This is a genomic window from Urbifossiella limnaea, from assembly GCF_007747215.1.
GTDB lineage: Bacteria > Planctomycetota > Planctomycetia > Gemmatales > Gemmataceae > Urbifossiella > Urbifossiella limnaea.
Genome location: NZ_CP036273.1, coordinates 1924703 through 1949618 on the forward strand (window position 1 = coordinate 1924703; position 24916 = coordinate 1949618).

18 protein-coding genes are annotated in these 24916 nt (G+C 72.6%); 11 read left to right on the forward strand and 7 right to left on the reverse strand.

What is annotated here, in order from left to right; all coding sequences use genetic code 11:
* The first annotated feature begins 40 nt into the window (after positions 1–40).
* From ETAA1_RS07660 to ETAA1_RS07695, 8 genes are all read left to right on the forward strand, one after another.
* Entirely contained in the window at positions 41–601 is a 561-nt protein-coding gene (locus tag ETAA1_RS07660) for a suppressor of fused domain protein (RefSeq protein WP_202920734.1), read from the forward strand.
* A 148-nt stretch (positions 602–749) separates the two neighbouring features.
* A complete protein-coding gene (locus ETAA1_RS07665; protein ID WP_202920735.1) occupies positions 750–1112 on the forward strand; it encodes a VOC family protein in 363 nt (120 codons plus the stop codon).
* A gap of 162 nt (positions 1113–1274) precedes the next feature.
* The gene (locus ETAA1_RS07670) at positions 1275–1889 is read left to right on the forward strand and encodes a hypothetical protein (RefSeq protein ID WP_145235907.1); all 615 of its coding nucleotides are present in this window, start codon (positions 1275–1277) and stop codon (positions 1887–1889) included.
* A gap of 20 nt (positions 1890–1909) precedes the next feature.
* Positions 1910–2608: a metal-dependent hydrolase gene (locus tag ETAA1_RS07675; RefSeq protein WP_145235910.1), complete on the forward strand. Its 699-nt coding sequence runs from the start codon at positions 1910–1912 to the stop codon at positions 2606–2608.
* Positions 2609–2754: 146 nt separating this feature from the next.
* Complete coding sequence (locus tag ETAA1_RS07680) at positions 2755–4257, forward strand: serine/threonine-protein kinase (protein WP_145235913.1); 1503 nt, start codon at positions 2755–2757, stop codon at positions 4255–4257.
* 17 nt (positions 4258–4274) lie between these two features.
* Positions 4275–4742 (forward strand): GNAT family N-acetyltransferase, encoded by a 468-nt coding sequence (locus ETAA1_RS07685; RefSeq protein ID WP_145235916.1) that lies wholly within the window; start codon positions 4275–4277, stop codon positions 4740–4742.
* Between the two features lie 74 nt (positions 4743–4816).
* Positions 4817–5662: a hypothetical protein gene (locus ETAA1_RS07690; RefSeq protein ID WP_145235919.1), complete on the forward strand. Its 846-nt coding sequence runs from the start codon at positions 4817–4819 to the stop codon at positions 5660–5662.
* Positions 5663–5735: 73 nt separating this feature from the next.
* The gene (locus tag ETAA1_RS07695) at positions 5736–7118 is read left to right on the forward strand and encodes a hypothetical protein (protein WP_145235922.1); all 1383 of its coding nucleotides are present in this window, start codon (positions 5736–5738) and stop codon (positions 7116–7118) included.
* A 52-nt stretch (positions 7119–7170) separates the two neighbouring features.
* Here ETAA1_RS07695 and ETAA1_RS31630 read toward each other — a convergent pair whose 3' ends face one another.
* From ETAA1_RS31630 to ETAA1_RS07730, 7 genes are all read right to left on the reverse strand, one after another.
* Positions 7171–10368: a choice-of-anchor Q domain-containing protein gene (locus ETAA1_RS31630; protein ID WP_202920736.1), complete on the reverse strand. Its 3198-nt coding sequence runs from the start codon at positions 10366–10368 to the stop codon at positions 7171–7173.
* An 84-nt stretch (positions 10369–10452) separates the two neighbouring features.
* Positions 10453–11718 carry an Ig-like domain-containing protein gene (locus ETAA1_RS07705; RefSeq protein ID WP_145235925.1) on the reverse strand — a complete coding sequence of 422 codons (1266 nt, stop codon included), beginning with the start codon at positions 11716–11718 and terminating at the stop codon, positions 10453–10455.
* Between the two features lie 14 nt (positions 11719–11732).
* Positions 11733–13295: an autotransporter-associated beta strand repeat-containing protein gene (locus tag ETAA1_RS07710; RefSeq protein WP_145235927.1), complete on the reverse strand. Its 1563-nt coding sequence runs from the start codon at positions 13293–13295 to the stop codon at positions 11733–11735.
* A gap of 180 nt (positions 13296–13475) precedes the next feature.
* Positions 13476–16508 (reverse strand): DUF4394 domain-containing protein, encoded by a 3033-nt coding sequence (locus ETAA1_RS07715; protein WP_145235930.1) that lies wholly within the window; start codon positions 16506–16508, stop codon positions 13476–13478.
* Between the two features lie 155 nt (positions 16509–16663).
* The gene (locus ETAA1_RS07720) at positions 16664–19819 is read right to left on the reverse strand and encodes a DUF4394 domain-containing protein (protein WP_145235933.1); all 3156 of its coding nucleotides are present in this window, start codon (positions 19817–19819) and stop codon (positions 16664–16666) included.
* Positions 19820–19961: 142 nt separating this feature from the next.
* Entirely contained in the window at positions 19962–21170 is a 1209-nt protein-coding gene (locus tag ETAA1_RS07725; RefSeq protein ID WP_145235935.1) for a TerC family protein, read from the reverse strand.
* A 56-nt stretch (positions 21171–21226) separates the two neighbouring features.
* Positions 21227–22405: an acyltransferase family protein gene (locus ETAA1_RS07730; RefSeq protein WP_145235938.1), complete on the reverse strand. Its 1179-nt coding sequence runs from the start codon at positions 22403–22405 to the stop codon at positions 21227–21229.
* A 69-nt stretch (positions 22406–22474) separates the two neighbouring features.
* Here ETAA1_RS07730 and ETAA1_RS07735 point away from each other — a divergent pair, with 69 nt between their 5' ends.
* The 3 genes from ETAA1_RS07735 to ETAA1_RS07745 are packed head-to-tail and all read left to right on the forward strand — an operon-like array spanning position 22475 to position 24900.
* The gene (locus ETAA1_RS07735) at positions 22475–23131 is read left to right on the forward strand and encodes a bifunctional 4-hydroxy-2-oxoglutarate aldolase/2-dehydro-3-deoxy-phosphogluconate aldolase (protein WP_145235941.1); all 657 of its coding nucleotides are present in this window, start codon (positions 22475–22477) and stop codon (positions 23129–23131) included.
* Positions 23132–23144: 13 nt separating this feature from the next.
* A complete protein-coding gene (locus tag ETAA1_RS07740; protein WP_145235944.1) occupies positions 23145–24128 on the forward strand; it encodes a sugar kinase in 984 nt (327 codons plus the stop codon).
* Positions 24129–24144: 16 nt separating this feature from the next.
* Positions 24145–24900 carry an NAD(P)H-hydrate epimerase gene (locus ETAA1_RS07745; RefSeq protein ID WP_145235946.1) on the forward strand — a complete coding sequence of 252 codons (756 nt, stop codon included), beginning with the start codon at positions 24145–24147 and terminating at the stop codon, positions 24898–24900.
* Positions 24901–24916 lie beyond the last annotated feature (16 nt).

Sequence of the window (24916 nt, forward strand, 5' to 3'; positions counted from 1 at the left end):
CCGGGCAGCTGAGCTTTCGTTCGGCGGCGGAGGTGCGCAGGTGGCGGGAGCCGATGCGAGTGCGGTCGTCCGCCGGCACCTGCGGTGGTTCTTCGCCGGGCACGCCTACCGGGCGCGCCAGTGGACGCTCGGCCCGGCCGCCGAGGAGTTGCCCCGGCTGCGGGTGGCCGAGTTCGCCCCCGGCCCGCGGACCGGGCTGTGGGTGTACGCCACCGTCGGCGCGTGGGAGGCCCGCGACGACCCGCGGCTGGAGTTCCTGATCGCCGCCCCTGAGCGGGACCCGCGGCACGTCGAGCTGGTCACGATGGCCGCGTGGTATCACGGGCGGCGCGGGCTGGGTGCCGGGCACACGCTCCCGATCGGGGAGCCGTGGCTCCCCGGGTCGTCCTGCGACTACTTCCTGGTGTCGCTGCCGTACCCGTTCGGCCCGGAGCTGGAGGTCTGCAACCTCCGCGACGGGCACCTCCACTTCCTCTGGCTGCTGCCGATCACCGCGGCCGAGCGGGAGTTCAAGGTACGGGAGGGGGTCGAGGCACTGGAGCAGCGATTCGATGCCAGCGCCCTGGAGTACTGGGTGCCGGATCGGGCCTCAGTCGTGTGACCCGCCGAACCCCGCGCTGCAGCAGACGGCCCCCGCCTGTAGGTTTCTCGTGACCACAGCTCACACTGGCGGGTGCCGCTGCTGAGCTGGATGTTCGGCGGCGGAGGTAGACTGGAAGATGAGCCGCGTTCCGACAGGGACAGAGTTGGTGCGTCCGTTCCTCCCCGCGAAGGATTTCGACCATTCCAAGCGCTTCTACGAGGCGCTTGGCTTCGAGAAGACCCTCGACGGCGAAGTCGCGATCTTTAACGCCGGCTCGGGCGGGTTCATCCTGCAGAGGTACTTCCACGAGGAGTGGGCGGCCAACTGCATGATGCAGCTGATGGTCGATGACCTCGCCGCGTGGTGGGAGCACATCGAATCACTTGAGCTGTCGGAGCGGTTCGGTGTGCCGCCGCCCAGGGCTCCGGCCATGCAGCCGTGGGGGCTGCTCATCGCGTATGTCGTCGATCCCGCAGGCGTCTTGTGGCACGTCGCACAGCGGCGTGACGGGGCAAAGCACGACCGCTGAAGGGACCGTGTTGCAGACGCCGGACCCCGCGCTGCGGAGCTTTATGTCCGGCGACCCGCGGCGGCCGTGTGCGCATTCCGCTTGCCGCGGAGTATGCTCCGGGTGGTCCGCGCGATCCGGTCGGCGTACCCCGTCGGGTTGATTCCCTCGTGGAGGTGTCGGATGCGCGTGCTGAGCCTGTTCGTGCTGGGGTGCGTTTCGGTGCTGTCGGCCGCGGCACAGCCGGAATCCGACGCCCGCGCGCTCGTCGACCGGGCGGTCAAGGCCGTCGGCGGGGCGGACAAGCAACTCAAGCTGTTCCGCATCCGCGAGCGGCTCAACGTCAGCCCCGACCCCGACAAGAAGGGCGCTGAGCGCGTGTCGGTGCTGGAGCCGCCGACCGCGTGGTGGCTCGGCAAGCGCGAGCGGGTGAAGGAGGACAAGGAGCCGGCCACGTTCCTCGTGTGGGGCTGGACGCTGGGGGCGATCACCGACCCGAAGTCGAAGGTCGAGGCCATCCCCGGCGTGAAGGAAGGCGACAAGCCGGCCTTCGGCCTCCGCGTCAGCGGTACCGTCACCCCGCCGATGGACCTGTACTTCGACCAGGGCGACGCCCGCCTCGTCCGCATCGACTGGCGGGCCGACACCCACCGGTTCAGCGCCTGGAAGGAGCACGACGGCGTGCGCTACCCGTCGAAGTGCGTCGGCACGAAGAAGGCGACCGGCGCGGCCTGGTACTTCACCGAGATTCTGGAGCTGGAGCGGCTGAAGGAGCTCCCGCCGGGGCTGAAGCGGTAGCCGCGTGCCGGCCGTTGGCCTTGACGGCGCCCGGCGGCGCCGTCACCCTGTCGGCCATGGCGGATTTTCGCACCCACATCACCGTCTCCACCATCCTCGGCGTCGGCGTCGGGGCGGCGGCCGTGCAGCCGTTCGGGTTCCCCACCGAGACCGCGATTCTCGCCGCCGCCCTCACCGCCGTCGGCGGCATGCTCCCGGACCTCGACAGCGACAGCGGCGTCCCCGTCCGCGAGCTTTTCTCGCTCGCCGCCGTCATGGCGCCGCTCGTCATGATCCCGCGGCTCATCCAGATGGGCCTCACCCGCGAGGGCGTGCTGGCGAGCATGGTGTTCGGGTACGTCCTCATCCGGTACTGGGTGCGGGCCGTGTTCAAGCGGCTCACGGTCCACCGCGGCATGTTCCACAGCGTGCCGGCGATGCTCGTGTCCGGGCTCGTCGTGTACCTCGGCTACCACTCCGACCACCGGCCGACGCGGCTCCTGTTCGGGTTCGGCGTCATGGCCGGGTTCCTGTCGCACCTCGTCCTCGACGAGCTGTACTCGGTGAACCTGAGCGGCCTCCGGGTGAAGCTGAACAAGTTCGCCGGCAGCGCCGTGAAGCTGTTCTCGCCGTCGCTGCCCGGCACCGCGACCTGCTACGCCGTGCTCGGGGCGCTGCTGTACCTGGCGTACCTCGACTTCACCCAGCTCCAGGCGTCGTCCGAAGGCGTGGGGCGGTGAGCCGGGCCGCGTGAGCGCCGGTGGGCGCGGCTGTCACGGCACCCGGCCGCGGCCGCGGCCCGGCTCGCCGCCGGCCGCGTTGCCCGCCGGCGGCGGCGCTGGTATGGTGGGAGCGTCCGCGTCTCCCCCAACCGACGGTTCCGGTAATGTCCACCTCTTTCGACGCCACCGGGATCGGGCAGTTCGCGGTCAAGCTCAACCTGGCGTCCGAGGCCCAGGTCCGCGACCTGCTGGCCGAGCTCGACGACCCCGGCGCCCCCGGCGAGGAGATGATCCGCCTCATGGAGCGGAAGGGCGTCATCACCCCGTGGCAGGGCGGCAAGGTCCGCAAGGGCGACACCGACGGGTACTACCTGGGCGGCTACCGCATCCTGTACAAGATCGCGTCCGGCAGCTTCGGCCGGGTGTACCGCGGCGACGACCCGCGCACCGGCCAGGTCGTGGCCGTGAAGGTGCTCCGCAACAAGTGGACGATGGACAAGCAGAAGGTGGACCTGTTCGTCCGCGAAGGCAAACTCGGGATGACGCTCCGCCACCAGAACGTGGTGAGCATGCTGGCCGTCGGCCAGGACCCGAAGACCGGCCAGTACTACCTCGTCATGGAGTTCGTCGAGGGCGGCAACCTCCGCGACCTGATCTCGATCCGCAAGAAGATCGGCGTCGACGAGTCGCTGCGGATCATGGAGGAGTGCGCCGCCGGCCTCGGCGGCGCGTTCGCCAAGGGGCTGACGCACCGCGACATCAAGCCGACCAACATCCTCATCGCGTCGCAGGGCGTCGCCAAGCTGGTGGACTTCGGGCTGGCCGAGATCACCACCATGGGCGGGTCGGTCCAGCTCCAGAAGCAGTCGGACAAGGACGACGACGTGGCCGTGGACCGGACGGTGGACTACGCCGGGCTGGAGAAGGCCACGGCGAGCAAGCCGGGCGACGTGCGGAGCGACATCTACTTCCTCGGCACCGTGCTGTACGAGATGGTGACGGGCGAGCCGCTGATGCCGGTGACGAAGGACAAGCAGGCCCGGATGGCCGCCCGGCGGTACCAGCAGGTCGAGGACACGCTGGCCAACGGCGGCCCCGCCCACGGCATGCCGGCGGAGCTGCAACGGCTCATCGCCAAGATGGTGGCGTTCGACCCGATCCGCCGGTACCAGACGCCGGCCGAGCTGGTGAACGCCATCCAGGAGTGCCGGGCGAAGCTGGGGATCGGGTCCGTACTCGCGGTCCGGTCGCGGACGGCCGAGGGGCCGCACACGCTGTTCGTGGTCGAGGGGAACGCCAAGCTGCAGGACGCGTTCCGCGAGAAGTTCAAGGCCCACGGCTACCGGGTGCTCATGTCGATCGACCCGGGCCAGCCGCTGCGGCGGTTCCAGCAGCAGCCGTACCACGCCCTCATCGTGGACGCCGGCACCGTCGGCGAGGACGGCGTCGAGGCGTACAGCCGGGTGCTGAAGGAGGCCGACACGATCGGCGTGGACCTGGCCGCGATCCTGATCCTGAACGAGGAGCAGGAGAGCCTGCGGCACCGCGCCCGGCAGCACAAGCACGGCGTGGTGCTCATCCGCCCGGTGACGATGAAGCAGTTGCTGGAGAAGCTGTACGAGCTGGCCCCGCCGCCGCAGGCGGCGAACACCGCCGAGGCCGGCTGACCCCGGCCGGAGCCCCCATGCCCGTCACCCTGCGCCGCGGCACCACCGCCGACGCCGCCGTCGTGTGCGAGTTCAACGCGGCCCTGGCCCGCGAGAGCGAAGGACGGGACCTCGACCCGGCGGTGCTCGCGGCCGGCGTGCGGGCGGCGCTGGCCGACCCCGCGAAGGGCGTGTACACGATCGCCGAGCGCGGCGGCGAGGTGGTCGGCCAGCTGATGCTGACCTACGAGTGGAGCGACTGGCGCAACGGCTGGTTCTGGTGGGTGCAGAGCGTCTACGTCCGCCCGGACGCCCGCCGCGGCGGCGTCTTCCGCGCCCTCTTCGCCGACGTGCTGACCCGCGCCGCGGCCGACCCCGGGGTGATCGGCGTGCGGCTGTACATGGAGCACGCCAACGCCCGCGCCCGCGCCACGTACCAGTCCCTCGGCATGGTCGAGGCCGGGTACGAGGTGTTCGAGCTGTACCCGCTGCCGGGTCGGGCGTAACGCCACTGTCACGGTCGCTCGACCGCCGGCCGCTCGGCCGCTACCCTCGGGCTGTTTCGCCCGGAGGTTCTACCGTGTTCGCCACACTCGTCGTCGCCGCCGGGCTGAGCCCGGCCCAGCCGCCGGCCCCACTCTCCGAGCGGTGGCTCCTCCAACTCGCCCCGGCCGACCTGCCGCGGCCGCCGAACAACCTCTACTCGCAGACGTGGTTCGATTCCTACCGCCCGCGCGCCCTCGGCGGCGCCTGGGAGCGCTGGGTGCAGTTCCGCCCCGGCTACCTCGGCGGCCCGGCGACAGTGTCGATCACCAAGCTGAACGAGGTCGATCGGGTCGTTCCCGGCAAGGAGCCGGGGCCGGTTCACCGTTCGCTGCCGCTCGCGGTCCACGGGCCGCTCGTCGAGTTCGACCGCAAGCTGTACACGGCCGTGAGCCGGCCGTTCCGCGTCGGCAAGACGCCCGGCGTGACGCAGCAACTGCACCTCGGCGCCGCGGTCGAGTTGAAGGACCACGTCTGGTACCAGGCCGGCACGCGCACCGACGCCGACGGGAAGACGGTGACCGTCGAGGAGTGGAAGCTGGAGTTTAACGACAACCCGCGCAAGGCCGACGCCGGCACCGTGACTGTCCGTAGCCACCGGCGGCCGCTCGCGCAGCGCGACGGCGAGGCGCTCAAGCTCGAAGTCCGCTTCACCGCGGAGGCGGCGAACGAAGCTACCCGCGTTCGCATCGTCCGTCTTCACGCGCCGGACGGGGCGAAGGTGTCGCCGCTGCCGTACCTCCAACTCGGCAACGGCCAGGGCGATCCGGACATCATCTGGACGGGCGGTTGGGACCGCCTCTCATTCACACCGGCTTCACGACCCGGGCCGGTAAGATTGGAGCCGGACACGCCCGGGCTGGTGCAGCCGCCGGTGAAATGACCGCCCGCCGCGGCCGTCCCCTCTGTGCGGCTCCCGTCACGCCACCGACGGCCGCGCTTCCGAGGGTCGTCCCATGTCGTCCGAGCTTCCGCCCGCCCCGGCCGTGCCGGGCCGGGGCGTCGTGCGCTTCCTGTGGACCAGCAACCCGCTGTACGTCGTCAGCGCCGGGCTGTTCCTGTACGGCCTGCAAACGTCGTTCGCCGACCCCACCCGCGCCGACGACGCCACGGCCCTCACCGCCGGCCTCGGCGGGTACACGCTGCTGCTCGCCGCCGCCGCCCTGTTCCTCGTCCGCTACGCCGGGTACTGGAACGACCTGCGCACCGTCCTGCTCCTCGTCGTGCTGATGTTCCTCGCCACGTCCGTCACGTTCGACGAACTCCTGGTCACGAGCCCGGACCGCGGCGCGCTGCTGAACGGCGCCGGGCTGGTGTTCGCGGTGGTCGTGAGCGAGGTGGTGCTGAACGGCATCCGGCTGCGGCTCCCGGCCGGGTTCCGCGGGCCGTACTACCTGACGCTCGCGCTGTTCTTCCTGTACCCGGTGGCGCTCACGCAGGCGGTCCGCGCCCCGCAGTCGGACGCGCTGCTGTGGGGCTTGTGGGGCTTCGCCCCGGCGGCGGGGCTGGTGTTCCTCCTGCTGCTGCCGGCGGCGCGGCGCGGGGCCGCGTACGCCCGGCGGAACGGCAGCCCGTGGCCGTGGCCGTTCTACCCGTGGTCGCTGTTCGTGTTCCTCGCCGTCGCCGTGTGCGGGCGGGCGTTCCTCCTGTGCTGGTCGTTCCACCTGCTCGACGGCGCCGGCGCCGCCGACCTCGTGTTCGCCCCGTACTTCCTGGCCCCGTTCGGGCTCGCGGTCGCCGCCGTGCTGCTGGAACTCGGCCTCGTCGCGCGGCACCGGCCCACACAGGTGGCGGCGCTCCTCGGAGCGCTGGCGCTGGTGCCGCTGTCGAGCGTCGGGGTCGGTGAGAACGCGGTCGCGGCCGACTTCCTCGGCCGCTACGCCGACCGCCTCGGCGGCACCCCGCTGTACGTCGCGCTGCTCGCGGCCGGCGGGTTCAGCCTGATCGCCTGGGTGCGGAAGGTGCCGCTCGCGGCCGACGCCGTGACGCTGGTGCTGCTCGGGCTGGCGGTGATCGGGCCGGACACGCTGCGACTGACGGCCCCCCGGCTTCCGCACGTCGGCTTCCTGGCGGCGGCGTGGGCGGTGCAGCTGGGCGTGGGGCTGTGGCGGCGCGAGGCGTGGCGGTGGGGGCTGGCCGGCGGGATGCCGGCGGTGTGGGTCGGGCTCGAAGGGTGGCGGCTGTACGCGGCCGCGCGGGCGGTGCTGGCCGGGCTCGACCAGCTGGTGGCGGGGCTGCTGCTGCTGCCGGTGGCGGTGCTGGTGAGCCTCGGGAAGGCGGGCGTGCTCGGCCGCTGGGTGCGGTCGTGGCGTGGCGAGCCGGACGACCTGCCGGCCTGAGCCTCGTCTGCCCGGCGAGCCGGGGGCATCGGCCCCCGGCTCGCCTTCCGACTCACCCCACGAACACGCCGCCGGGCAGGGCGCCGCCGCCGAACACGCCGAGGTCCTGGAACGTCGCCGGCTCGCCGCTGCCGACGAAGTCCTTGCCGAGGTACACTCGAACGTTCGCCGGCGACCCCTCGCCGCTCCCCACCGCCACGTCCGCCTTGCTGTCCCCGTCGGCGTCTGTCGCCGCCACCCGGACGCCGCCGCGGTCATTCACGTTCCCACCCACGAAGAAGTTCGCCACCGGCGTCGCCTGAGCCGCGTCCACCTGGCCGGCGCTGACGAGCGCGCCGCTGAGGATGAACACCCGCGGGGCGCCGCCGGGGCCGCCGCCGAAGATCAGGTCGGCGAACCCGTCGCCGGTCACGTCGCCGGCCGCCACGAAGCTGCCGTTGCGGAGGTTCACCGCGTCGGTGCCGGGGAACGCGAAGAAGTCGTTCACCAGCCGCGCCGGGCTCCCCGCCAGGACACTCGCCCCGGTGAAGATCGCCGTGCGGGGGCCGCCGCCGAACCCGGCGGCGACGACCACGTCGAGGGCGCCGTTGTTGTCCACGTCGCCGAGGGCGGCGCGGGCCCCGCCGCGGAAGCTGGCGTCGTCGATGCCGAGGAAGTTCGCGCGGACGGCGGTGGTCCCGTCCGGGTTGCGGGAGAACACGCTCACGCGCGGGCCGCCGCCCTGGTCGGGGGTGACGACGAACTCGTCCGTCCCGTCGCCGTCGAGGTCCCCGACCGCGACGTACCCGCCGCCGGTGAAGCCCCCGCCGAACGGGTCGAACGGGGCGACGAGGACCGTGGTGTCGTCGGCCCCGGACACCACCGCCACCCGGATCGGCACCCCCGGCCCGGTGACCAGGATGCTGTCGGCGAACCCGTCCCCGTTCACGTCGCCGGCCGCCGCCCGAACGTTCGCGCCGTTGGCGCCGAACGGGGCGACGGTCGCGGCCGGGGAGGCCGGGTACGCACCTGCCGGGTTCGGGACGAAGACCGCCGCCGCGCCGTTCGCCGGGCCCGAGACGAGCAGCGGGAACGGCGGCTGCACCTCGACCGCGCCGATGTCCACGGCCGAACCGATGACGCGGAGGAACCCGCTGCCGCGCTGGTCGAACGGGGTGCCGGCGGGGACGGACGTGGTGCTGCCGGCGTTGATGAGCGGGCTGCCGGCGAGCGGGAGGCGGGTCTGGGTCGGGCCGCCGTTGGACTGGAGCGGCCCGAGCAGCGGGTCGGCCCCGACGACGTTGCCGTTCACGCCGTTGGCGAGGTTCGTGTTGGCGTCCACGAACGTGAGGAAGTTGGTTTTCGACCCGGCGGCCACGAACGTCCCGCGCACGTCGCGGGCCACGGCGTCGGCGGTCGTGTTGTTGGCGATCACGCTGTTCGCCAGCGTCACCGTGCCGACGGTGGCGCTCACGCCGCCGGACCGGCTCGCGGCCGCGCCGGTGTCCGTGTTGCTGGTAATCGTGCTGTTCACGATCGACACCGTCCCTCCGGCGATGCTGAACCCGCCGCCGCCGGCCGAGGTGTTGTCGACCACGGTGGTATTGAGGATGTTCACCGTGCCGCTGAGGATCCGGAATCCGCCCCCGAACCCCGCCGCGGCCTGGTTCCCGGAAACCGTGACCCGGTTGATCGTGACCGTCCCCGCGCTCCGGAACTCCAGCCCCCCGCCGTTGATGGTGGTGGACTTGTTGCCGGTCACGTTCGTGTCGGTGATCGTGGCCGACCCGCCGAACACGTCGAGCGCGCCGCCGGACTGCGTGGACGTGTTCCCCGTCAGGTTGGACCCGAGGATGGTCACCACGGCGGTCCCGCCCGACTGTTCGATGCCGCCGCCGACGCCGGTCGTCGCGGTGTTGGCCGAGACGGTCGTGTTCGTGAGCGACAGGGTGGCGGTGTTGCCGATGCCGCCGCCGTCGCCCGACGCGATGTTGCCGGTGATCGTGCTGTTCTGGACGGTGACGGTGCCGAGGCGGTTGAACACGCCGCCGCCGGTGCCCGAGCCGGCCCCGCCAGCCGCCGCCGTGCCGCCCGCGACGCCGCCGGTGCCGCCGGTCGCGGTGTTGGTGGAAATCGTGCTGCCGGTGATCGTGATGGTGCCGCCGTCGTTGAAGATCGCCCCGCCGAGCCCGGCCCCGCCGCCGCCGCCGCCGGAGCCGCGGGTGGCCAGGGTGGAACCGCCGGTGCCGCCGAACGTGCCGGCCGTGCCGCCAGTCTGCGCGGCGGAGCCGCCGTTCGCCGCACCGCCGCCGCCGCCGCCGAACCCGCCGGCCCCGCCGCCGTTGTCCTCGCCGCCGCCGCCGCCGCCGCCGCCGAACCCGCCGGCCCCGCCGCGGTTCGCGTCATCGACGCCGTCGTCTTCGCCGCTGCCGCCGCCGCCGCCGCCGATCCCGCCCGCCCCGCCGGTGCCTTCGTCGCCGCCGCCGCCGCCGCCGCCGCCGATCCCGCCCGCCCCGCCGTTGACCGCGGCGGCGCCGCCCGTGCCGCCGTTGGCCACCCCGCCGGCCGCACCGTTCGCGGTGGACGTGGTGCCGCCGCCGCCGCCGCCGACCGGCGCGGCCCCGCCGACGCCGTTGCCGGCGAACCCGCCGCCGCCCGCCCCGCCGTCGGTGCCGTTATCCGGCGTCGTACCGCCGTTGCCGCCCATGCCGCCGCCGCCGCCGCCGCCGCCCGCGTCGCTGCCGGCGTTGTTCGCACCCGCCCCGCCGTCGCCGCCGCGGGCGGTGTTCCCGCTCAGCGTGCTGCCCGTAATCGTGAGCGTGCCCTGGTTGTAGATCGCCCCGCCGGCCCCCAACCCGCCGCCGCCGCCGCCGCCGTCGTCGCCGAGGTTGGTGCCGCCGTTCCCGCCGCGCGCCAGGCCGTTCGACAGGGTCAGGTTGCTCAGCACGAGGTTGCCGGTCGGGGAGACGTAGATCAGCCGCAGGCTCTGGATCGTTTCGCGGCTGAGCGTTTCTCCGCTGCCGGTGATGGTAATGGGGGTCGTCACTTCCAGGGCGTTCGGCCCGAACTGGGTGCCGCCGGCGGTGCTGAGGAGGACGATGCCGCCGACCGCCGGGCCGGCGAACACGATGGTGTCGGCGTCCGGGGCGGCGTTCGCCAGGCCGACCGCGGCCCGCAGGGTGCCGGGGCCGGCGTCCGACAGATCGGTAACAGTGAAGGTGGCCGGGACGGTCCGGTCTTCCAGGGCTTCGGCGCGGAGTTGGACGGCCATCGGACGGCTCCGTTGTGTCGGTGTGTGGGCGCGACCCACGGTACTCGACACAACGGCGGCGTCTGACACAATAAGTCCCGTCGGTCAGCCCACGAACACGCCGCCCGCCAGCGCCCCGCCGCCGAACACGCTCAGGTCCTGGAACGTAGCCGGCTCGCCGCTGCCGACGAAGTTCGTGCCGAGGTACACCCGCACCTTCGCCGGCGACCCCTCGCCGCTCCCCGCCGCCACGTCGGCCTTGTTGTCGCCGTCGGCGTCCTTTGCCGCCAGCCGCACCCCGCCGCGGTCGGTCGAGTTGTTGGCGACGAAGAAGTTGGCGACCGGCGTGGCCTGCGCCCCGGCCACGTTGCCGGCGGACACGAGCGCCCCGCTGAGGATGAACACCCGCGGGGCGCCGCCCGGGCCGCCGCCGAAGATGAGGTCGGCGAAGCCGTCGCCGTCCACGTCACCGGCCGCCACGAACACGCCGTTGCGGAGTGTCGTGGCGTCGGCCCCGGGGAAGGCGAAGAAGTCGTTCACCAGCCGGGTAGGGGCGCCGGACAGCGTGGTGCCGTCGAACACGGCCGTCCGCGGGCCGCCGAGGAAGCCGGCGCACACGATCAGGTCCGGGGTGCCGTCGGCGTTCACGTCGCCCAGCGCGGCGCGGGCGCCGCCGCGGAAGTTGGGGTCGTCGATGCCGAGGAAGTTCACCAGCCGGGTGGTCGTCGCGTCGGCGTTGCGGGTGAAGACGCTCACCCGCGGGCCGCCGCCCTCGTCGGGGGTGACCACGAACTCGGCCTTGCCGTCGCCGTCGATGTCGGCGGCGGCGGCGAACCCGCCGCCGGTGAAGTTGGGGTCCTGGAACGGGTCGAACGCGGCGACGAGCACGGTGGCGTTGTCCACCCCGCTGACGACCGTCACCCGGACCGGCCCGCCCGGCCCGGTCACCAGGACGGTGTCGTTAGTCCCGTCCCCGTCCACGTCCGCGGTCGCGGTTCGGACGGTTCCGCCGAACCCACTCAGGCCGGACACGGTGGCCGGCGTCGTCCCGTACAGCCCGGCCGCGTCCGGCGTGTACAGCTGTGCCGTCCCGTCGGCCGGTCCGCTGACCGCGAGGACGGAGCTCGCAGTCGGTGCGTTGTTCACGGGGGTGACGGTGACGGACACGGTCGCGGTGGCGGACCCGCCGTTCCCGTCGGACACGGTGTAGGTGAACGAGTCGGACCCGCTGAAGTTCGCCGCCGGGGTGTACGTGACGCCGGTCGGGGTGAACGTGACCGTGCCGTTCGTCCCCTGCGTGACCGCGGTGACGGTCAGCGGGTCGCCGTCCGCGTCCGTGTCGTTCCCGCGGGGGTCGATCGTGCCGGCCACCTCCTCGCTCGTGGTCAGCGTGTCCGCGACCGCGACGGGGGGGTGTTGGCCGGGGTCAGAACCACGTCGTTCCCGTCCCCGCCGACGTAGCTGATGGTGAACGTCTGGCCGTTCGCCGTGAGCACCCCGCCTTCCGGCAGGCCGGCGAACGTCCCGGTGACGGGGTCGGCCCCGAGGTTGTCGATGAGCGTGACGGTCTGCCCCATCGGCACGAGGGGGCCGGTGCGGTTGAACGTCAGAACCCCGCCCGTCAGGTCGATCGTGTCGAGCGGGTCGGCCGGCTCGACCTGAAACACGCCGCCGGTGGCGATCGCGAACCCGCCGCCCCCCGGTGCCAGGTTCAGGTTCAGCGAAGCGACCTTCTCGGACGCGGTGGCGGTCACGTCCAGCAGCCCGTCGGCGTTGACCCGGATGCCCGCGGTGTCGGCGATCTCGGACGCGTTGACGAGGCGGAGGGCCGCCGACCTGGCGGCCCCGATGGCGTCGCCGACGGTGATGGCGCCAGACAGCGCGGCGTCGGTGGTGGTCGTGTTCAGGAGGAGCACGCCGTCCCGGACGAGCGTCGCGCCGGTGAGGGTGTTCGCGGCCGGCATGGCGAACTCGATCGTGCCCGTGCCCGTCTTGACGAGGGTCGCGGGAAAGTCCACCTGGGAGAGTGACGTTGAGACGAGGAGGTCCGTGGCCCCGGGGCCGTCGGCGACGTCGAACCGGAAGAGCACACCCAGCGACGCCAGTTCCCCCGGCGCGTCGATGACCGACCCGGCCGCGCCGTTGCTGCTCACGATGCCGCCTGACTGAAGATGGAAGGTGCCGGCGAGATTCAACCGGCCCCCGTCGACGTTGAGGGAGGTCAAACTGTCAATCGCCCCGCCCGGCACGTTCACCCGTCCGTCGCCGTTGACCGTCAGCGTCGTGTCGCTCCGGAGCTCGAAGTTGTTGGTCGGCCCGAACTGGAGTACGGCGGTGCCCGCCGCCCCGACCCCGTCCCCGACGACGACGTTGCCCGACAGCCCCCGGTTGAGCGTGTCCGTCCGCAACTCCAACACGCCGTCGGCGACCGTCGTCGTCCCTCGGTAGGTGTTCCCGACCGTAGTTGAGAGGATGATCGTGCCGGTGCCAGTCTTCGTGAACCCCCGTAGACCGGTGATCGGGGCCGAGACGAGCAGGAAGCCGGGGAAGCCGGGGTGATTGATGACGGCATCCGCGTTCGTCAGCACCAGGCCGCCGGGGCCGGCGATCACGTTGGTGGAGGCCGTCGTGTCCTGGATGTTGACGGCCGCACCCGCCGCGTCGAGGGTCAGGTCGGTGTTGAGGACCAGGGTGACGTCGGAGCCGGCGTCGAACTGGATCCTCGCCACGTCCATCCCGGCGATGTCCATGACGACGTTGGGGTCCACGGTGTTGAACACGACGACGGTGTCCACGTCGGCCGCGGTCGGCGCCACGTCCCCGACCCAGTTGGCGCCGGTGCTCCAGTTGTCGTCCGCCCCGCCGCCGTCCCAGGTGAACGTGGACGGGTTGACGCGGGTCTCCAGCGGGGTGACCCCGAGGCGGGAGCGGCGGGAACGGGCAGACATGGTTCGGCTCGTGGAAGCTGAACGGATTCCGGCTCACCGCCCCTCAGGATGGGCAATCTGGGCAGGAAAGTGAATCGGGCAGTATCGATGGTATTTCGGTCAAAACGGCACACCAAGGGGAATCCGCCGCCGCGCGGTAGAATCCCGCGCGGCGGCCCGGCAAAGTGGGAACGCGGCCGGTCAGCCGACGAACACGCCGCCCGCCAGCGCCCCGCCGCCGAGCACGCTGAGGTCCTGGAACGTACCGGGCTCGCCGCCGCCGGTGAAGTTCGCCCCCAGGTACACCCGCACCTTCGCGGGCGAACCCTCGCCGCTCCCCGCCGCCACGTCCGCCCGCGCGTCGCCGTCGGCGTCCACGGCCGCCACCCGAACGCCGCCGCGGTCGTTCACGTTCCCCGCCACGAAGAAGTTCGCCACCGGCGCCGCCTGCGCCGCGTCCACCTGGCCGGCGCTGACGAGCGCGCCCGACAGGATGAACACCCGCGGCGCCCCGCCCGGGCCGCCGCCGAAGATCAGGTCGGCGAACCCGTCGCCGGTCACGTCGGAGGACGCCACGAAGGTGCCGTTGCGGAGGTTCACCGCGTCGGTGCCGGGGAACGCGAAGAAGTCGTTGACGAGCCGCACCGGTGCCCCCGCCAGCACGCTCTGGCCGGTGAAGATCGCCGTCCGCGGCCCGCCGCCGAACCCGGCCGACACGACCACGTCCGGCACCCCGTCGCCGTTCACGTCGCCGAGCGCGGCGCGGGCGCCGCCGCGGAAGTTGGGGTCGTCGATGCCGAGGAAGTTGGCGCGGACCGTGGTGGTCCCGTCGGCGTTGCGGCCGAACACCGACACCCGCGGGCCGCCGCCCTCGTCCGGGGTGACGACGAACTCGTCGGTGCCGTCGCCGTCCAGGTCGCGGGCGGCGACGAACCCGCCGCCGGTGAAGTTGCCGCCGAACGGGTCGAACGGCGCCACCAGCACGGTGCTGTTGTCCACGCCCGAAATCACCGCCAGCCGCAGCGCCGTGCCGGGGCCGGTGACGAGGACGGTGTCCGCCGTGCCGTCGCCGTTCACGTCGCCGCCCGCCACGCGGAGCGTTCCGGAAAATCCCGGGAACGGCTGGAGCGTCGCGGCCGGCGAGCCCGGGTACTGGCCGGAGGCGTTCGGCACGAACACCGCCGCCGCCCCGGATTGCTGGCCGATCACCAGATTCCGGCTCGGCGCCACCGGCGGCGTCGTGTCGGCGAGCGTCAGCGTGAACGCCGCCGGAGTGCCGACGATCACCCCGGGCCCGGTCGTGATGCCGAACACGGCCGTCTCGTTCCCCTCGATGAGCACGTCGGCGTCGGTGGGGACGGTGAACGTGGCGGTGTTCGAGCCGTCGGCGAACGTTCCGGTGACGGGGCCGGGGGCGTAGTCGACGCCAGCGGTCGCGGTCCCGCCGGTCGTGGTCACGGTCACCGTCAGCGGGCCGGTGGTGCTGGTGCGGGTCAGCGCCACGACGGGGGTGGTGCCCTCGGCGGCGGTCGCGGTCGTGGTCTGGAAGCGGACCGCGCCGGTCGGGGCGTCCCCCATCGTGAACGCCGAGATCGCCAGCGGGGTCGCGCCGAGGTCGGTCGCGGCGCCGGTCGCCAGGTCGATTCGGTAGAGGCGGGTGTTCCCGCCGACGACCAGCGAGGCGTACCCGGCCCCGACCGCGGGCGAGCCGCCCGGCGCGGGCGAGGTCACCGCCGCCGGGAGGTCGAAGCCGGCGACGCTGGAGAAGTCGAGGGGGGTGCCGTTCTGGGTGATCGGGCCGACGGCGGTGGTGAGGCTCGAGGCCGGGGCCTGGATCAGCAGCGAGTTCGAGGCCGCGTCCAGGACGTACAGCGTGGTCGGGCCGCCGACCCCGGGCGCCTGGCCGAAGCTGTTGGAGTACGCCGCCGCCACCGCCGCCGTGGCGGCCCCGTTGATCGCCGGGGCGGTGGCGGTCACGGCCCCGCTCGTGGGGCTGATGGCGAAGCTCTGCCCGGCGGACGTGACCACCCGGATCGCGTCGGCCGCCGGGTTGAAGTCGAACCCGTAGCTGGTCGTGGCCGGGCTCGGCAGGCCGCCGAGGATGGCCACGCCCCCGCTGGTGCCGACGACCGTGGCCGCCCCGGACTGCGGGTTGATCTGGTACAGGGAGCCGGTGCCGCCGGCGTTCACGCCCAGGGCGTACAGCTGCCCGGTGTTCGGGCGGAAGTCGATCCCGACGAGCGTTTCGCCGCCGGCGATGCCGGTGACGAACGCCGAGGTTGAGGTGCCGGGCGTACTGGTGTTGAACCGGACGAGGATGGCGGTGCCGGCACTCACGCCGGCCAGGCCAAAGGCCGGAAAGCCGCCGAAGTCGTTCTGGACGGCCAGCCCGCTCACCGCCGCCCCGCTGCCGATCGTCCCGATCAGCGTCCCCGCACCGGTCACCAGGTTGACGGTGTAAAGCCGCGACACGCCGCCGACGGTCAGCGCTGCGAAGCCGGCCCCGGACGTGACCGCCGTGCCCGACGTACCCACGTTGATGCCGGCCGGGATGTCGAACCCGTTGACCTCGGTGACGTCGCCGACGCCGAGCACCCCGACCAGGGTGCCGATCGGCGTGGCCGGACTCGAGATGAGGTAGAGCGAGTCGGCGGCCGAACCGATGGCGTAGAGGGTCGTGGCGATCGCGTTCGGCGTGTTGTTGGTGTAGCCGGCACCCGTGAGCCCCAACGACGTACTGGCGGGCGTCTGCTCCGCCAGCGTCGTCCCCGTGTTCGGGTTGATGGCGAAGTTGTCCCCGTCGGAGCCGACGACGCGGATGGCGTCCGCGGCCGGGTTGAAGTCGAAGACGTAGGCGGTGCCGGCGGTGGCGGGGTTCGTCAGGCCGCCGCCGTTGGTGACGGTGACGCCGCCGGTCGGCCCGACCGGCGTGGCCCGGCCGGTGCGGACGGAGATGTCGTAGAGGGTGCCGGTGTTGCTACCCGCGCTGGTGGTGGTCACGCCCAGCGCGTACAGGTGGCCATTCTGCGGGCGGAAGTCGATGCCGACGAGCCGCTCGTTGGCGGAGACGTTGGTGACCGCGACGGTGGTGGTGAGGTTCGGGCTGGCCGTGTCGAACCCGAGCAGCGTCGCGGTTCCGTTGCCGACGCCGGTGAGGGCGTAGGCCACGACGGGGGTGACGCGGTCTTCGAGCGGCTCGCAGCGGAGAGCGGCCGGGCGGGAGGGGCGGGCCATCGGAACCTCGGGGGGGTGTTCGGGTGCCGGCTCCCGACCGGACACAGGTCGGGGCACGTCCAGAGTACCCACCCCCGAGGAGAAACTGTTCAAAGATCGGGCGAGAATAATGCATGTCCAATCTGCCCAACCGCTACAACCGGCCCCCGGCACTGCTACCCCACCCACACGCCGCCAGGGACGCCGGCACTGAACGGGTCGAGCACCTGGTTCACGCCCGGCTCGGAGCTGGTGCCGAATGCCGCCGCCAGCGCCGGCCCGCTGTACACCCGCACCGACGACGCCTCGCCGGTGCCGCTACCGGTCACCAGGTCGGCCCGGCCGTCGGCGTCCAGGTCGACCACCGCCACCCTCAGCCCGCCGCGGCGGTTCAGGTCGCCGGCGAAGAAGTTGTTCAGCACCAGCCCGTTCGCCAGGTTCGCCGGGTCGTCCAGGTTCACGTCCAGGTTCGACAGGCCGAACAGCTTCGCCCCGCTCACGACCCGCACCCGCGGCCCGCCGCCCGGCCCGCCGCCGGCGATGACGTCCGCCACGCCGTCGCCGCTCACGTCGCCGGCGGCGATGAACGCCCCGCCGCGCTGCGAACTCTCGAACACGAACAGGTTGGCCAGCGGGGTCGTCGTCGGCTTGCCGCCGGCGGCGCCCGCGAACCCCGTCCCGTTCCAGATGGTGATGCGCGGGCCGCCGCCGTTCCCCGCGGCGATCAGCAGGTCGTTCCGGCCGTCGCCGTTCACGTCCGCGATCGCCGGCCGGCCGCCGAGCCGGGTGCCCTCGTTCTCGCCGCTCGCCCCCTGCAGGTCGGCCAGGCCGTTGAACGCCGCCAGGAGGGTGAACCCGGCCCCGCTGAACACCCGCACCGGCAACTCGCGGTTGGTCGGCCCGGTGAACGCGTCGGTCGCGTCCGGCGTGACGGCGATGTCGTCCGTCCCGTCCCCGTCCAGGTCGCCGACGGCCACGAACAGCCCGCCGGCGTAGCCGTCGAACAGCGAAAACTGGGTGAGCACCGACTGGTCGGTCCCGCGGAGCACCTTCACCAGGCCCGCGCCGGCGCCGGTGGCCGCCACGATGTCGAGTACGCCGTCGCCGTCCAGGTCCCCCTGGGCGACGTGGATTTCTCCCCCGAAGCCGGGGAACAACGACACCGACTGCGGGGACCCGTACTGCCCGCCGGTCGAAGTGAACCGCAGGCCGGTCCCGCCCCCCGGCCCGGTCACCACCAGCGGCGTCGGTGAGTCGACCGCGGTGGTGTCGGTCGCGGTGTTGTCGGCGGGGGTCGTGTCGAGGAGGTCGGCGGGCATCGGCGTCGCGGCGGACGCGACCGCGGTGATGATGCCGGTGAACGCGGGGTCGAGCGTCCCGGTCACGGTGTACGTCACCGTGCCGCCGGCCGCCAGGTTCACGGCCTGGGCGATGTTCCCGGTCCCGCCCGCCGCCCCGCTCGACCCGGTGCCGGTGTACGCCGCCGTCCACGTCACGCCGGTCAGTTGGGTCGGGAACGTGGCGCTCGCCGCGATGCCGGTGATGCCGATCGGGGAGTTGTTCCGCACCACGACCGTGTACGTCACGGCGGACCCCACGGGCGTGGTCGTGAGGCCGTCGCTCGCGGTCACGGTCAGGAAGTTGAACAGGATCGGCGCCGGCTCGACCTGGGCGAAGGTCTGGGTCCCGCGGTTCGAGAACGTGATCCCTCCCATCAGCCCGCCGGCCGGGTCGGCGGCGATCGTGAAGAACGGGTCGGTCGCCCCGGTCAGGTCGTTGTTCAGCTCGTCGGTGCCGGGGCCGCCGTTCACGGTCACGGGGAACGCGGTCGGGACGATGTCGAACGTGTCGGCCCCGTCCTCACCCTGGAGCTCCGTCGGTAGCGCAGTCGACTGGACGATGAACGTGTCGGCGACCGGGCCGCCGATCACGAAAAGAAAACCCACCCCCGCGGCCTGCGTGAAGTTCAGGGTGACGGTGTTGCTACCCCCGCCGGCTTCGACTGCCACCACTTGCTTGCCCGCGACGTTCACCGTCACGAACGTGGGGGTCGCCCCGCTGTTCACCTGCAACCGGCCGGCCGGCCCGTTCACCACGTTGATGGTGTCGGCGGCGGCCGTGGCGTTCACGACGAAGCCGCCGTTGCCCGCCGTGTCCGTCACGGCGGCCAGGCCCGTGAAGGTGACGGTCTGCGTGCTCGGGCCGGCCTGGGTAAGGGTGCCGTCGGTGGCGCTCGTGGCGGTGAGGCTGCCGCCGGCGCTCGACCCGCCCGCGTTGACGAGGGTGTTGGCGGTGCCGGCCCCGCCGTGGAAGACGATGCCGCCGGTCGGGGCGAACATGTCGCCGACCGGGTTGTTGATCGTGAGCGTGTCGTCCCCGTTCCCGCCGAGGAAGCTGAACGACGTGATGCCGCTGAACGCGACCGGGGTGCCGCCGTTGAGCGTGTACGACCCGGAGTTCCCGTTCGTCGCGTTCACCACGAGGGTGTCGTTCCCGCCCGTCCCGCCGACGGTACGGCTCGTCAGGCTCGCGGTCAGGCTGAGGATGGCGGGGTTGCCGCCGATCGCGCCGACGGAGGTGAGCACCCCCGTCGTCAGGTTTACCGTGTACAGGTTGGTGGTGCCGGCCTGCCGCGCGGTGGCGAACGCGGTGGCCACGCCGCCCACCGAGACGATCTCCATCCCGTAGGCGAACTGTGCGATGAACCCGGTATCGCCGACATTGGTCACCTGGCCGCCGTTCGGGGACGGGGTGCCGTTCAGCCCGCCGACCGTGACCAGGTCATCGGTGCTGAAGTTCAACCCGAACAGGGTGGTCGTCTGGGCGAACCCGTCGTTGTTCGTGTACGCCACCCCGTTCAGGCCCGTGTTCGACGTGTTCGTGTCCGTGCCGACCAGCGCCCCGGTGACCGGGCTGACCCGGAAGTTCTGCCCGGAGTCGGCGATGACGCGGATCAGATCGACGTTCGGGTTGAAGTTGAACCCGCCGAATTGGGTGTCCAGGTATGTCGTCGTCCACGGCGTGCTGCCGACCTGGGTGGCGGCGCCGGTCGTGGGGTTGAGGGTGTAGATTCGGGCGGTGCGGGTCGCCCCGTCGTCCACCAGCCCGAGGGCGTAGAGCTGGCCGGTCGCCGGGCGGACGTCGATGCCGACAATCAGCTCCCCCGCTTGCAGGCCGGTGATGGTGTCCGAGTCGGCGATCGTGCCGGGCGTGGCGCTGTCGAACGTGAGAAGGACGTTGGCGTTGGTCAGCCCGAACAGGGTGGCTGGAGTGACACGGTCTTCGAGCGGCTCGATGCGGCCGGACAGGGGGCGCGGGGCGGGGCGGCGCATGAGCGGACTCCGGGGGGTCGGGAGAATGTAACACCCTCTGGTACAACGGACAACGACCCACCCGCCCGGATTGTCCGCCGCCGCCGCCACCCCGGCGGTAGAGTCGGACCCGCTCCCCGTGGCGGTCGGCGGGTCACCGCGGTCACGCCCCCGCCGGCTTTTCCGCCGTCGCCGCCGCGACCGCGGCCGACGACCCGCGGAGCTTCAGGTTGATGAACTCGATCGCCACCGCGAACGCCATGGCGAAGTAGATGTACCCCTTGTTGATGTGCTGGCCGAACCCCTCGGCCACGAGCATCACGCCGATCAGGATGAGGAACGACAGCGCCAGCACCTTCACCGTCGGGTGGCGGTCCACGAAGTCGCTCACCGGGCCGGCGAACGCCAGCATCACGCCCATCGCCAGGACCATCGCCACGATCATCACCGGCACGCTCTCCACCATGCCCACCGCGGTGATGACCGAGTCCAGCGAGAACACGATGTCGATCACCGCGATGGTGGCGATCGTGCTGGCGAAGCTGGCGTTCCCCTCGGTCGGCGGCGTGGTGCCGGCCGCGGCGTGGGCCTTCGCGTGCTCCAGCTTCTCGTGCATCTCGTAGACGCTCTTGCCGATCAGGAACAGCCCGCCGACCAGCAGGATCACGTCGCGCCACGACACCTCGCGGGCCTCCAGGTCGCGCATCAACGGAAGGTCCGGCAGGGTGAAGATCGGGGCCGTCAGCCCGAGGATGAACGACAGCGACAGCAACAGCAGGAGCCGGGTGCCGAGCGCCGCCGCGAGGCCGATCTTGCGGGCCTTCGGCTGCTCCGCCTTCGGCAGCCGGGCGGCCACGATCGCCAGGAAGATGATGTTGTCGACGCCGAGCACGATCTCCATCGCCGTCAGCGTCAGCAGCCCGATGAGCACGCCGAGCAGCGACAGGTGCTCGTCGCGGTCCACGCGCACCTCGCGGAGCTTCGCCTTCGGGTAGTCCGTCGCCTTGCCGTCGGCCTCGACGGTGAACACGTCGGCGGTCACCCGGCCGCGGACGATCTCCTTGTCGGCCAGTTCCACCAGGTCTTGCGAGTTCCCGTTCGGGTCGCGCTGGAACGTCACCCGGCGGACGTGCTTCAGGTCGATGACGCGGGTGCCGGTGTCGGTCCGGAGCGGGATCGCCTGGAGCTTCAGCACGCCCTGGATGGTGGCGCTGCCGTCGTCGAGGTCGGCGTGGACCTTGGGGTAGTCCTGGGCCGGCACCGCGACGGTGATGGTGGCGTCCTTGCCGTTCTGGGCTGCGGCCCGGCCGGTGAGTGCGAGGGCGACGGCGACGAGGCCGACGGCGAGGGTGACGAGCGGGCGGCGGCGCATGGACGGCTCCGGGGCGGGGTGGGCGGCCCGACCCGGATTATCTGTAGCGGGGCCGGTCAGGCGGCGGCAGGGGTCGGCAACAATTCCCGCGCGGGTTCGGCGGGCCGGGCGGCACCGGCGAACCGCTGCTCGACCAGTCGGCAAAAAGCGTACCCGACCGGCACCGACGCCAGCACCGCGGCCGGCAGCATGACGAACACCGTGACCGCCGGCGACGTGAGCCCGGCCCGCCAGAACAGCCACGCCACCGGTACCGCCACGAGCGGGTGAACGAGGTACAGGCTGTAGCACATCCGCCCGCAGAACCGCAGCGGCGCCGCCCACCGGGCCGACGAAAGCGCCGCGTCGTGCGGCGACAGCCGGCACGCCAGCACGGCGAACGCGCCGGCGACCCACGTCCACTTCGCCAGCGTTTTGCCGTGCCCGAGCGGGTCGGGGTCGAAGCGGACGGCGGCGACCGTCGCGGCGAGCAGCAGCAGTTCGTAGAGCACGCCGGCGGTCGCGTCGGCGTGGTTGCGGCGGTAGTAGACGGCGACCCCGGCCGCGAACGACAGCCACAGCCCTTCCGTGAACAGTCCGGGGACGTGAACCTGGTATCGTTCCGGGCCGGCGACGTTCAGCAGCACCAGCCCAGTGACGACCCACACCGCGGGGAAGAACCACCGCGGGCACGCGAGCAGCAGCAGGCCGACGACGAGGTAGAACTGCTCCTCGTAGCACAGCGTCCAGATTTGGCCGAGGAAGTAGTCCTTCTCGGGGCCGCCGAGCGCGGGCCGCCACTCCTCGATGAGCGTGAGGTTGCCGAGCCACTGAACGGGCGACAGGCCGGCGGGGTCGGCCATCGGCACGCGCTCGGCGGCGCCCTGACCGGGCCATGCGGTCCGCGCCAGCACCAGTGCCAGGACGACGCCGATGGCGGTCGCGGCCCACAGCGGCGGGTAGATGCGGCGGACGCGGCGGACGAAGAACCGGCCGACGCCGCCGGGCTTGCCGCGGGCCGCGTCGGCGCTCGCCGCGATGCAGTACCCGCTGACGACGAAGAAGACCGGCACCCCGAACCAGAACCGGCCGACGGCCGCGAGCAGATATTCGGCCGCGCTGCCCCCGTGGGCGCGGAGCTGTTCCTCGAAGGCGTCGGAGTGCGTGTACACGGCCGCGTGGTACGCCACGACCATGAGGCAGGCGACGCCCCGCCACACGTCGAGCGAGTCGTACCGGGGCTGGCGCGGCGGCATGGGGCGGGTTCCGGGGGCGCCCAAGTGTAGCTCACGGGCCGGCGCCACGTCCGCCCGTACAATCCCGGCATGAGTCGTGAACGGCACCTGCAGCGCGTCCTGGACTGCGGCATCGTCGCGGTCGTCCGCTACTCCGACCCCGGTCCGCTGGTCGAGGTGGTGCGCGCCCTCGCCGACGGCGGCGTGACCGTCGCCGAGGTGACGTTCACGGTGCCGAACGCGGTGGACGTGATCCGCGAGGCGAAGCGGCAACTCGGCGACCGCGTGCTGCTCGGCGCCGGCACCGTCCTCGACCCCGAGACGTGCCGGGCGGCGTTCCTCGCGGGGGCCGAGTTCGTGGTCTCGCCGGCGGTGAACGTGGACGTGATCCGCATGTGCCGGCGGTACGACAAGCTGGTGATGCCGGGGGCGTTCACGCCGACCGAGGTGCTGACCGCGTGGGAGGCCGGGGCCGACATCGTGAAGGTGTTCCCGGCCGACGTGGTGGGGCCGGCGTTCTTCCGGGCGCTGCGCGGGCCGCTGCCGCAGGTGAAGCTGATGCCGACCGGCGGCGTGGACCTGACGACCGCGGTCGAGTTTCTGAAGGCGGGGGCCGTCTGCCTCGGCGTCGGCAGCCAGCTGGTGGAGCCGGCGGCGGTCGCGGCCGGCGACTTCGCCCGCATCACGGCGCTGGCGCGGGAGTACGCCGGCGTGGTGAAGGCGTTCCGGGGCGGGCGGCCGGCGTGAGCCAGGGGATTCCATGTCCGTTGACGTAGTCACGTTCGGCGAGGTGATGGTGCGGCTGGCACCGCCGCACTTCCAGCGGCTGGAGCAGGCCCGCAGCCTCGACCTGGAGGTCGGCGGTGCCGAGCTCAACACCGCCGTCGGACTGGTGCGCCTCGGCCGGTCCGCGGCGTGGGTGTCAGCCCTGCCGGAGAATTCGCTCGGTAAGCTCGTCGCCAACCGCGTGCGGGAAGCAGGCGTGTCCGACCGGCACGTCCGCTACACCGACGGCCGCTGTGGCTTGTACTTTCTGGAATTCGGCGCCGCCCCGCGGGCCAGCTCGGTGCTGTACGACCGCAAGGACTCCGCGATCAGCCGCGTGACCGCGGACACGTTCGACTGGCCGGCGCTGCTCGCGGGGGCACGCTGGTTCCACGTCTCCGGCATCACCGCGGCCCTGAGCCCCGGCGCGGCCGACGCCGTCGGCGCGGCGCTGAAGGCGGCGCGCGGGCTGGGCCTCGGCACGAGCATCGACCTGAACTACCGGGCGAAGCTGTGGAGCCGGGAGGACGCGGCGCGGGTCATGGGCGGGCTGCTGCGCGACTGCGAACTCGTGATCGCCAGCGAGGCCGACGCCGAGTTCCTGTTCGGCGTCACCGGCGCCGACTTCCCCGCGGTCGCGGAGGGGCTGATGGCGCGGTTCGGCGTGCAGGCCGTGGCCGGCACCCGCCGCGAGGCGCCGCTGGTGTGGCGGAACCGCTTCGCCGCCGTCGGCTACTCCGCGGGGAAGCTGTACGAGTCGGCGTGGTACGACGTCGAGATCGTGGACCGCCTCGGCGCCGGCGACGCGCTCGCGGCCGGGCTCATCCACGGGATGCTCGACGGCGACCTGGGGAAGGGCGTGGACTACGGCGGGGCGCTGGGCGCGCTGAAGCACACGATCCCCGGCGACCTGCCGTGGCTGGACGCGGCCGAGGTGGAGGCGACGCTGCAGGGGCAGGGGCTGCGGGTCCGACGGTAACCGAACGGGGCGAGCGATGGATCTGACACTCACCCGCGCCCAGGTGCGCGACCTCGACCGGCGGGCGGTCGAGGACTTCGGCATGCCCGGCGTGTGCCTCATGGAGAACGCCGGCCGCGGCGCCGCCGAGTTGTTCACGCGGCTGAACCCCGACAGGCTGCCGGCCGTGATCCTCTGCGGCCCCGGCAACAACGGCGGCGACGGGTTCGTCCTCGCCCGCCACCTCGACAACCGCGGCTGGCCGGTCGTCGTGTGGCTGTTGCGGCCCGAGGCGGGGCAGTCGTTCGGCTTCGCCCGCGCCGCCGCGGCCGTGGACCGGAAGCTGTCGCCGGACTGCGCCGTGAACGCCGAGGTGTGGGCGCACGCCCGCGAGCTGAAGACGAACGTCGCCACCGGCAACGCCTGGAAGGAGGCGCTCGTCGCCGACGTGAACGCCGCCGGGTGGGTGATCGACGCCCTGTTCGGCACCGGCCTGACGCGGCCGGTGACGGCGCCGTTCGACGAGCTAATCCCGTTCGTGAACGCCAGCGGCAAGCCGGTGCTGGCGGTGGACGTGCCGACCGGCCTGGACTGCGACACCGGCGAGCCGCTGGGGCATGCCGTGCGGGCGACGCACACGGCGACGTTCGTGGCGCCGAAGCGTGGCTTCGCCGCCGCGGCGGCGTGGACGGGCGTGGTTCACGTCGTGGACATCGGCGCGCCGCGAGCGCTCATCGAGAGCCTCCGCGGAGGCGAGCCGGGAGCGTCGGCCCCCGGATTCTTGCCGCGCTGAAATCGAGCCCCCGGCT

Bases quoted from the DNA above. Each gene is read 5' to 3' on its own strand.
- ETAA1_RS07670 (WP_145235907.1), top strand. From the start codon at position 1,275: ATGCGCGTGCTGAGCCTGTTCGTGCTGGGGTGCGTTTCGGTGCTGTCG.
- ETAA1_RS07680 (WP_145235913.1), top strand. From the start codon at position 2,755: ATGTCCACCTCTTTCGACGCCACCGGGATCGGGCAGTTCGCGGTCAAG.
- ETAA1_RS07685 (WP_145235916.1), top strand. From the start codon at position 4,275: ATGCCCGTCACCCTGCGCCGCGGCACCACCGCCGACGCCGCCGTCGTG.
- ETAA1_RS07695 (WP_145235922.1), top strand. From the start codon at position 5,736: ATGTCGTCCGAGCTTCCGCCCGCCCCGGCCGTGCCGGGCCGGGGCGTC.
- ETAA1_RS31630 (WP_202920736.1), bottom strand. From the start codon at position 10,368: ATGGCCGTCCAACTCCGCGCCGAAGCCCTGGAAGACCGGACCGTCCCG.
- ETAA1_RS07710 (WP_145235927.1), bottom strand. From the start codon at position 13,295: ATGTCTGCCCGTTCCCGCCGCTCCCGCCTCGGGGTCACCCCGCTGGAG.
- ETAA1_RS07715 (WP_145235930.1), bottom strand. From the start codon at position 16,508: ATGGCCCGCCCCTCCCGCCCGGCCGCTCTCCGCTGCGAGCCGCTCGAA.
- ETAA1_RS07720 (WP_145235933.1), bottom strand. From the start codon at position 19,819: ATGCGCCGCCCCGCCCCGCGCCCCCTGTCCGGCCGCATCGAGCCGCTC.
- ETAA1_RS07725 (WP_145235935.1), bottom strand. From the start codon at position 21,170: ATGCGCCGCCGCCCGCTCGTCACCCTCGCCGTCGGCCTCGTCGCCGTC.
- ETAA1_RS07730 (WP_145235938.1), bottom strand. From the start codon at position 22,405: ATGCCGCCGCGCCAGCCCCGGTACGACTCGCTCGACGTGTGGCGGGGC.
- ETAA1_RS07735 (WP_145235941.1), top strand. From the start codon at position 22,475: ATGAGTCGTGAACGGCACCTGCAGCGCGTCCTGGACTGCGGCATCGTC.
- ETAA1_RS07740 (WP_145235944.1), top strand. From the start codon at position 23,145: ATGTCCGTTGACGTAGTCACGTTCGGCGAGGTGATGGTGCGGCTGGCA.
- ETAA1_RS07745 (WP_145235946.1), top strand. From the start codon at position 24,145: ATGGATCTGACACTCACCCGCGCCCAGGTGCGCGACCTCGACCGGCGG.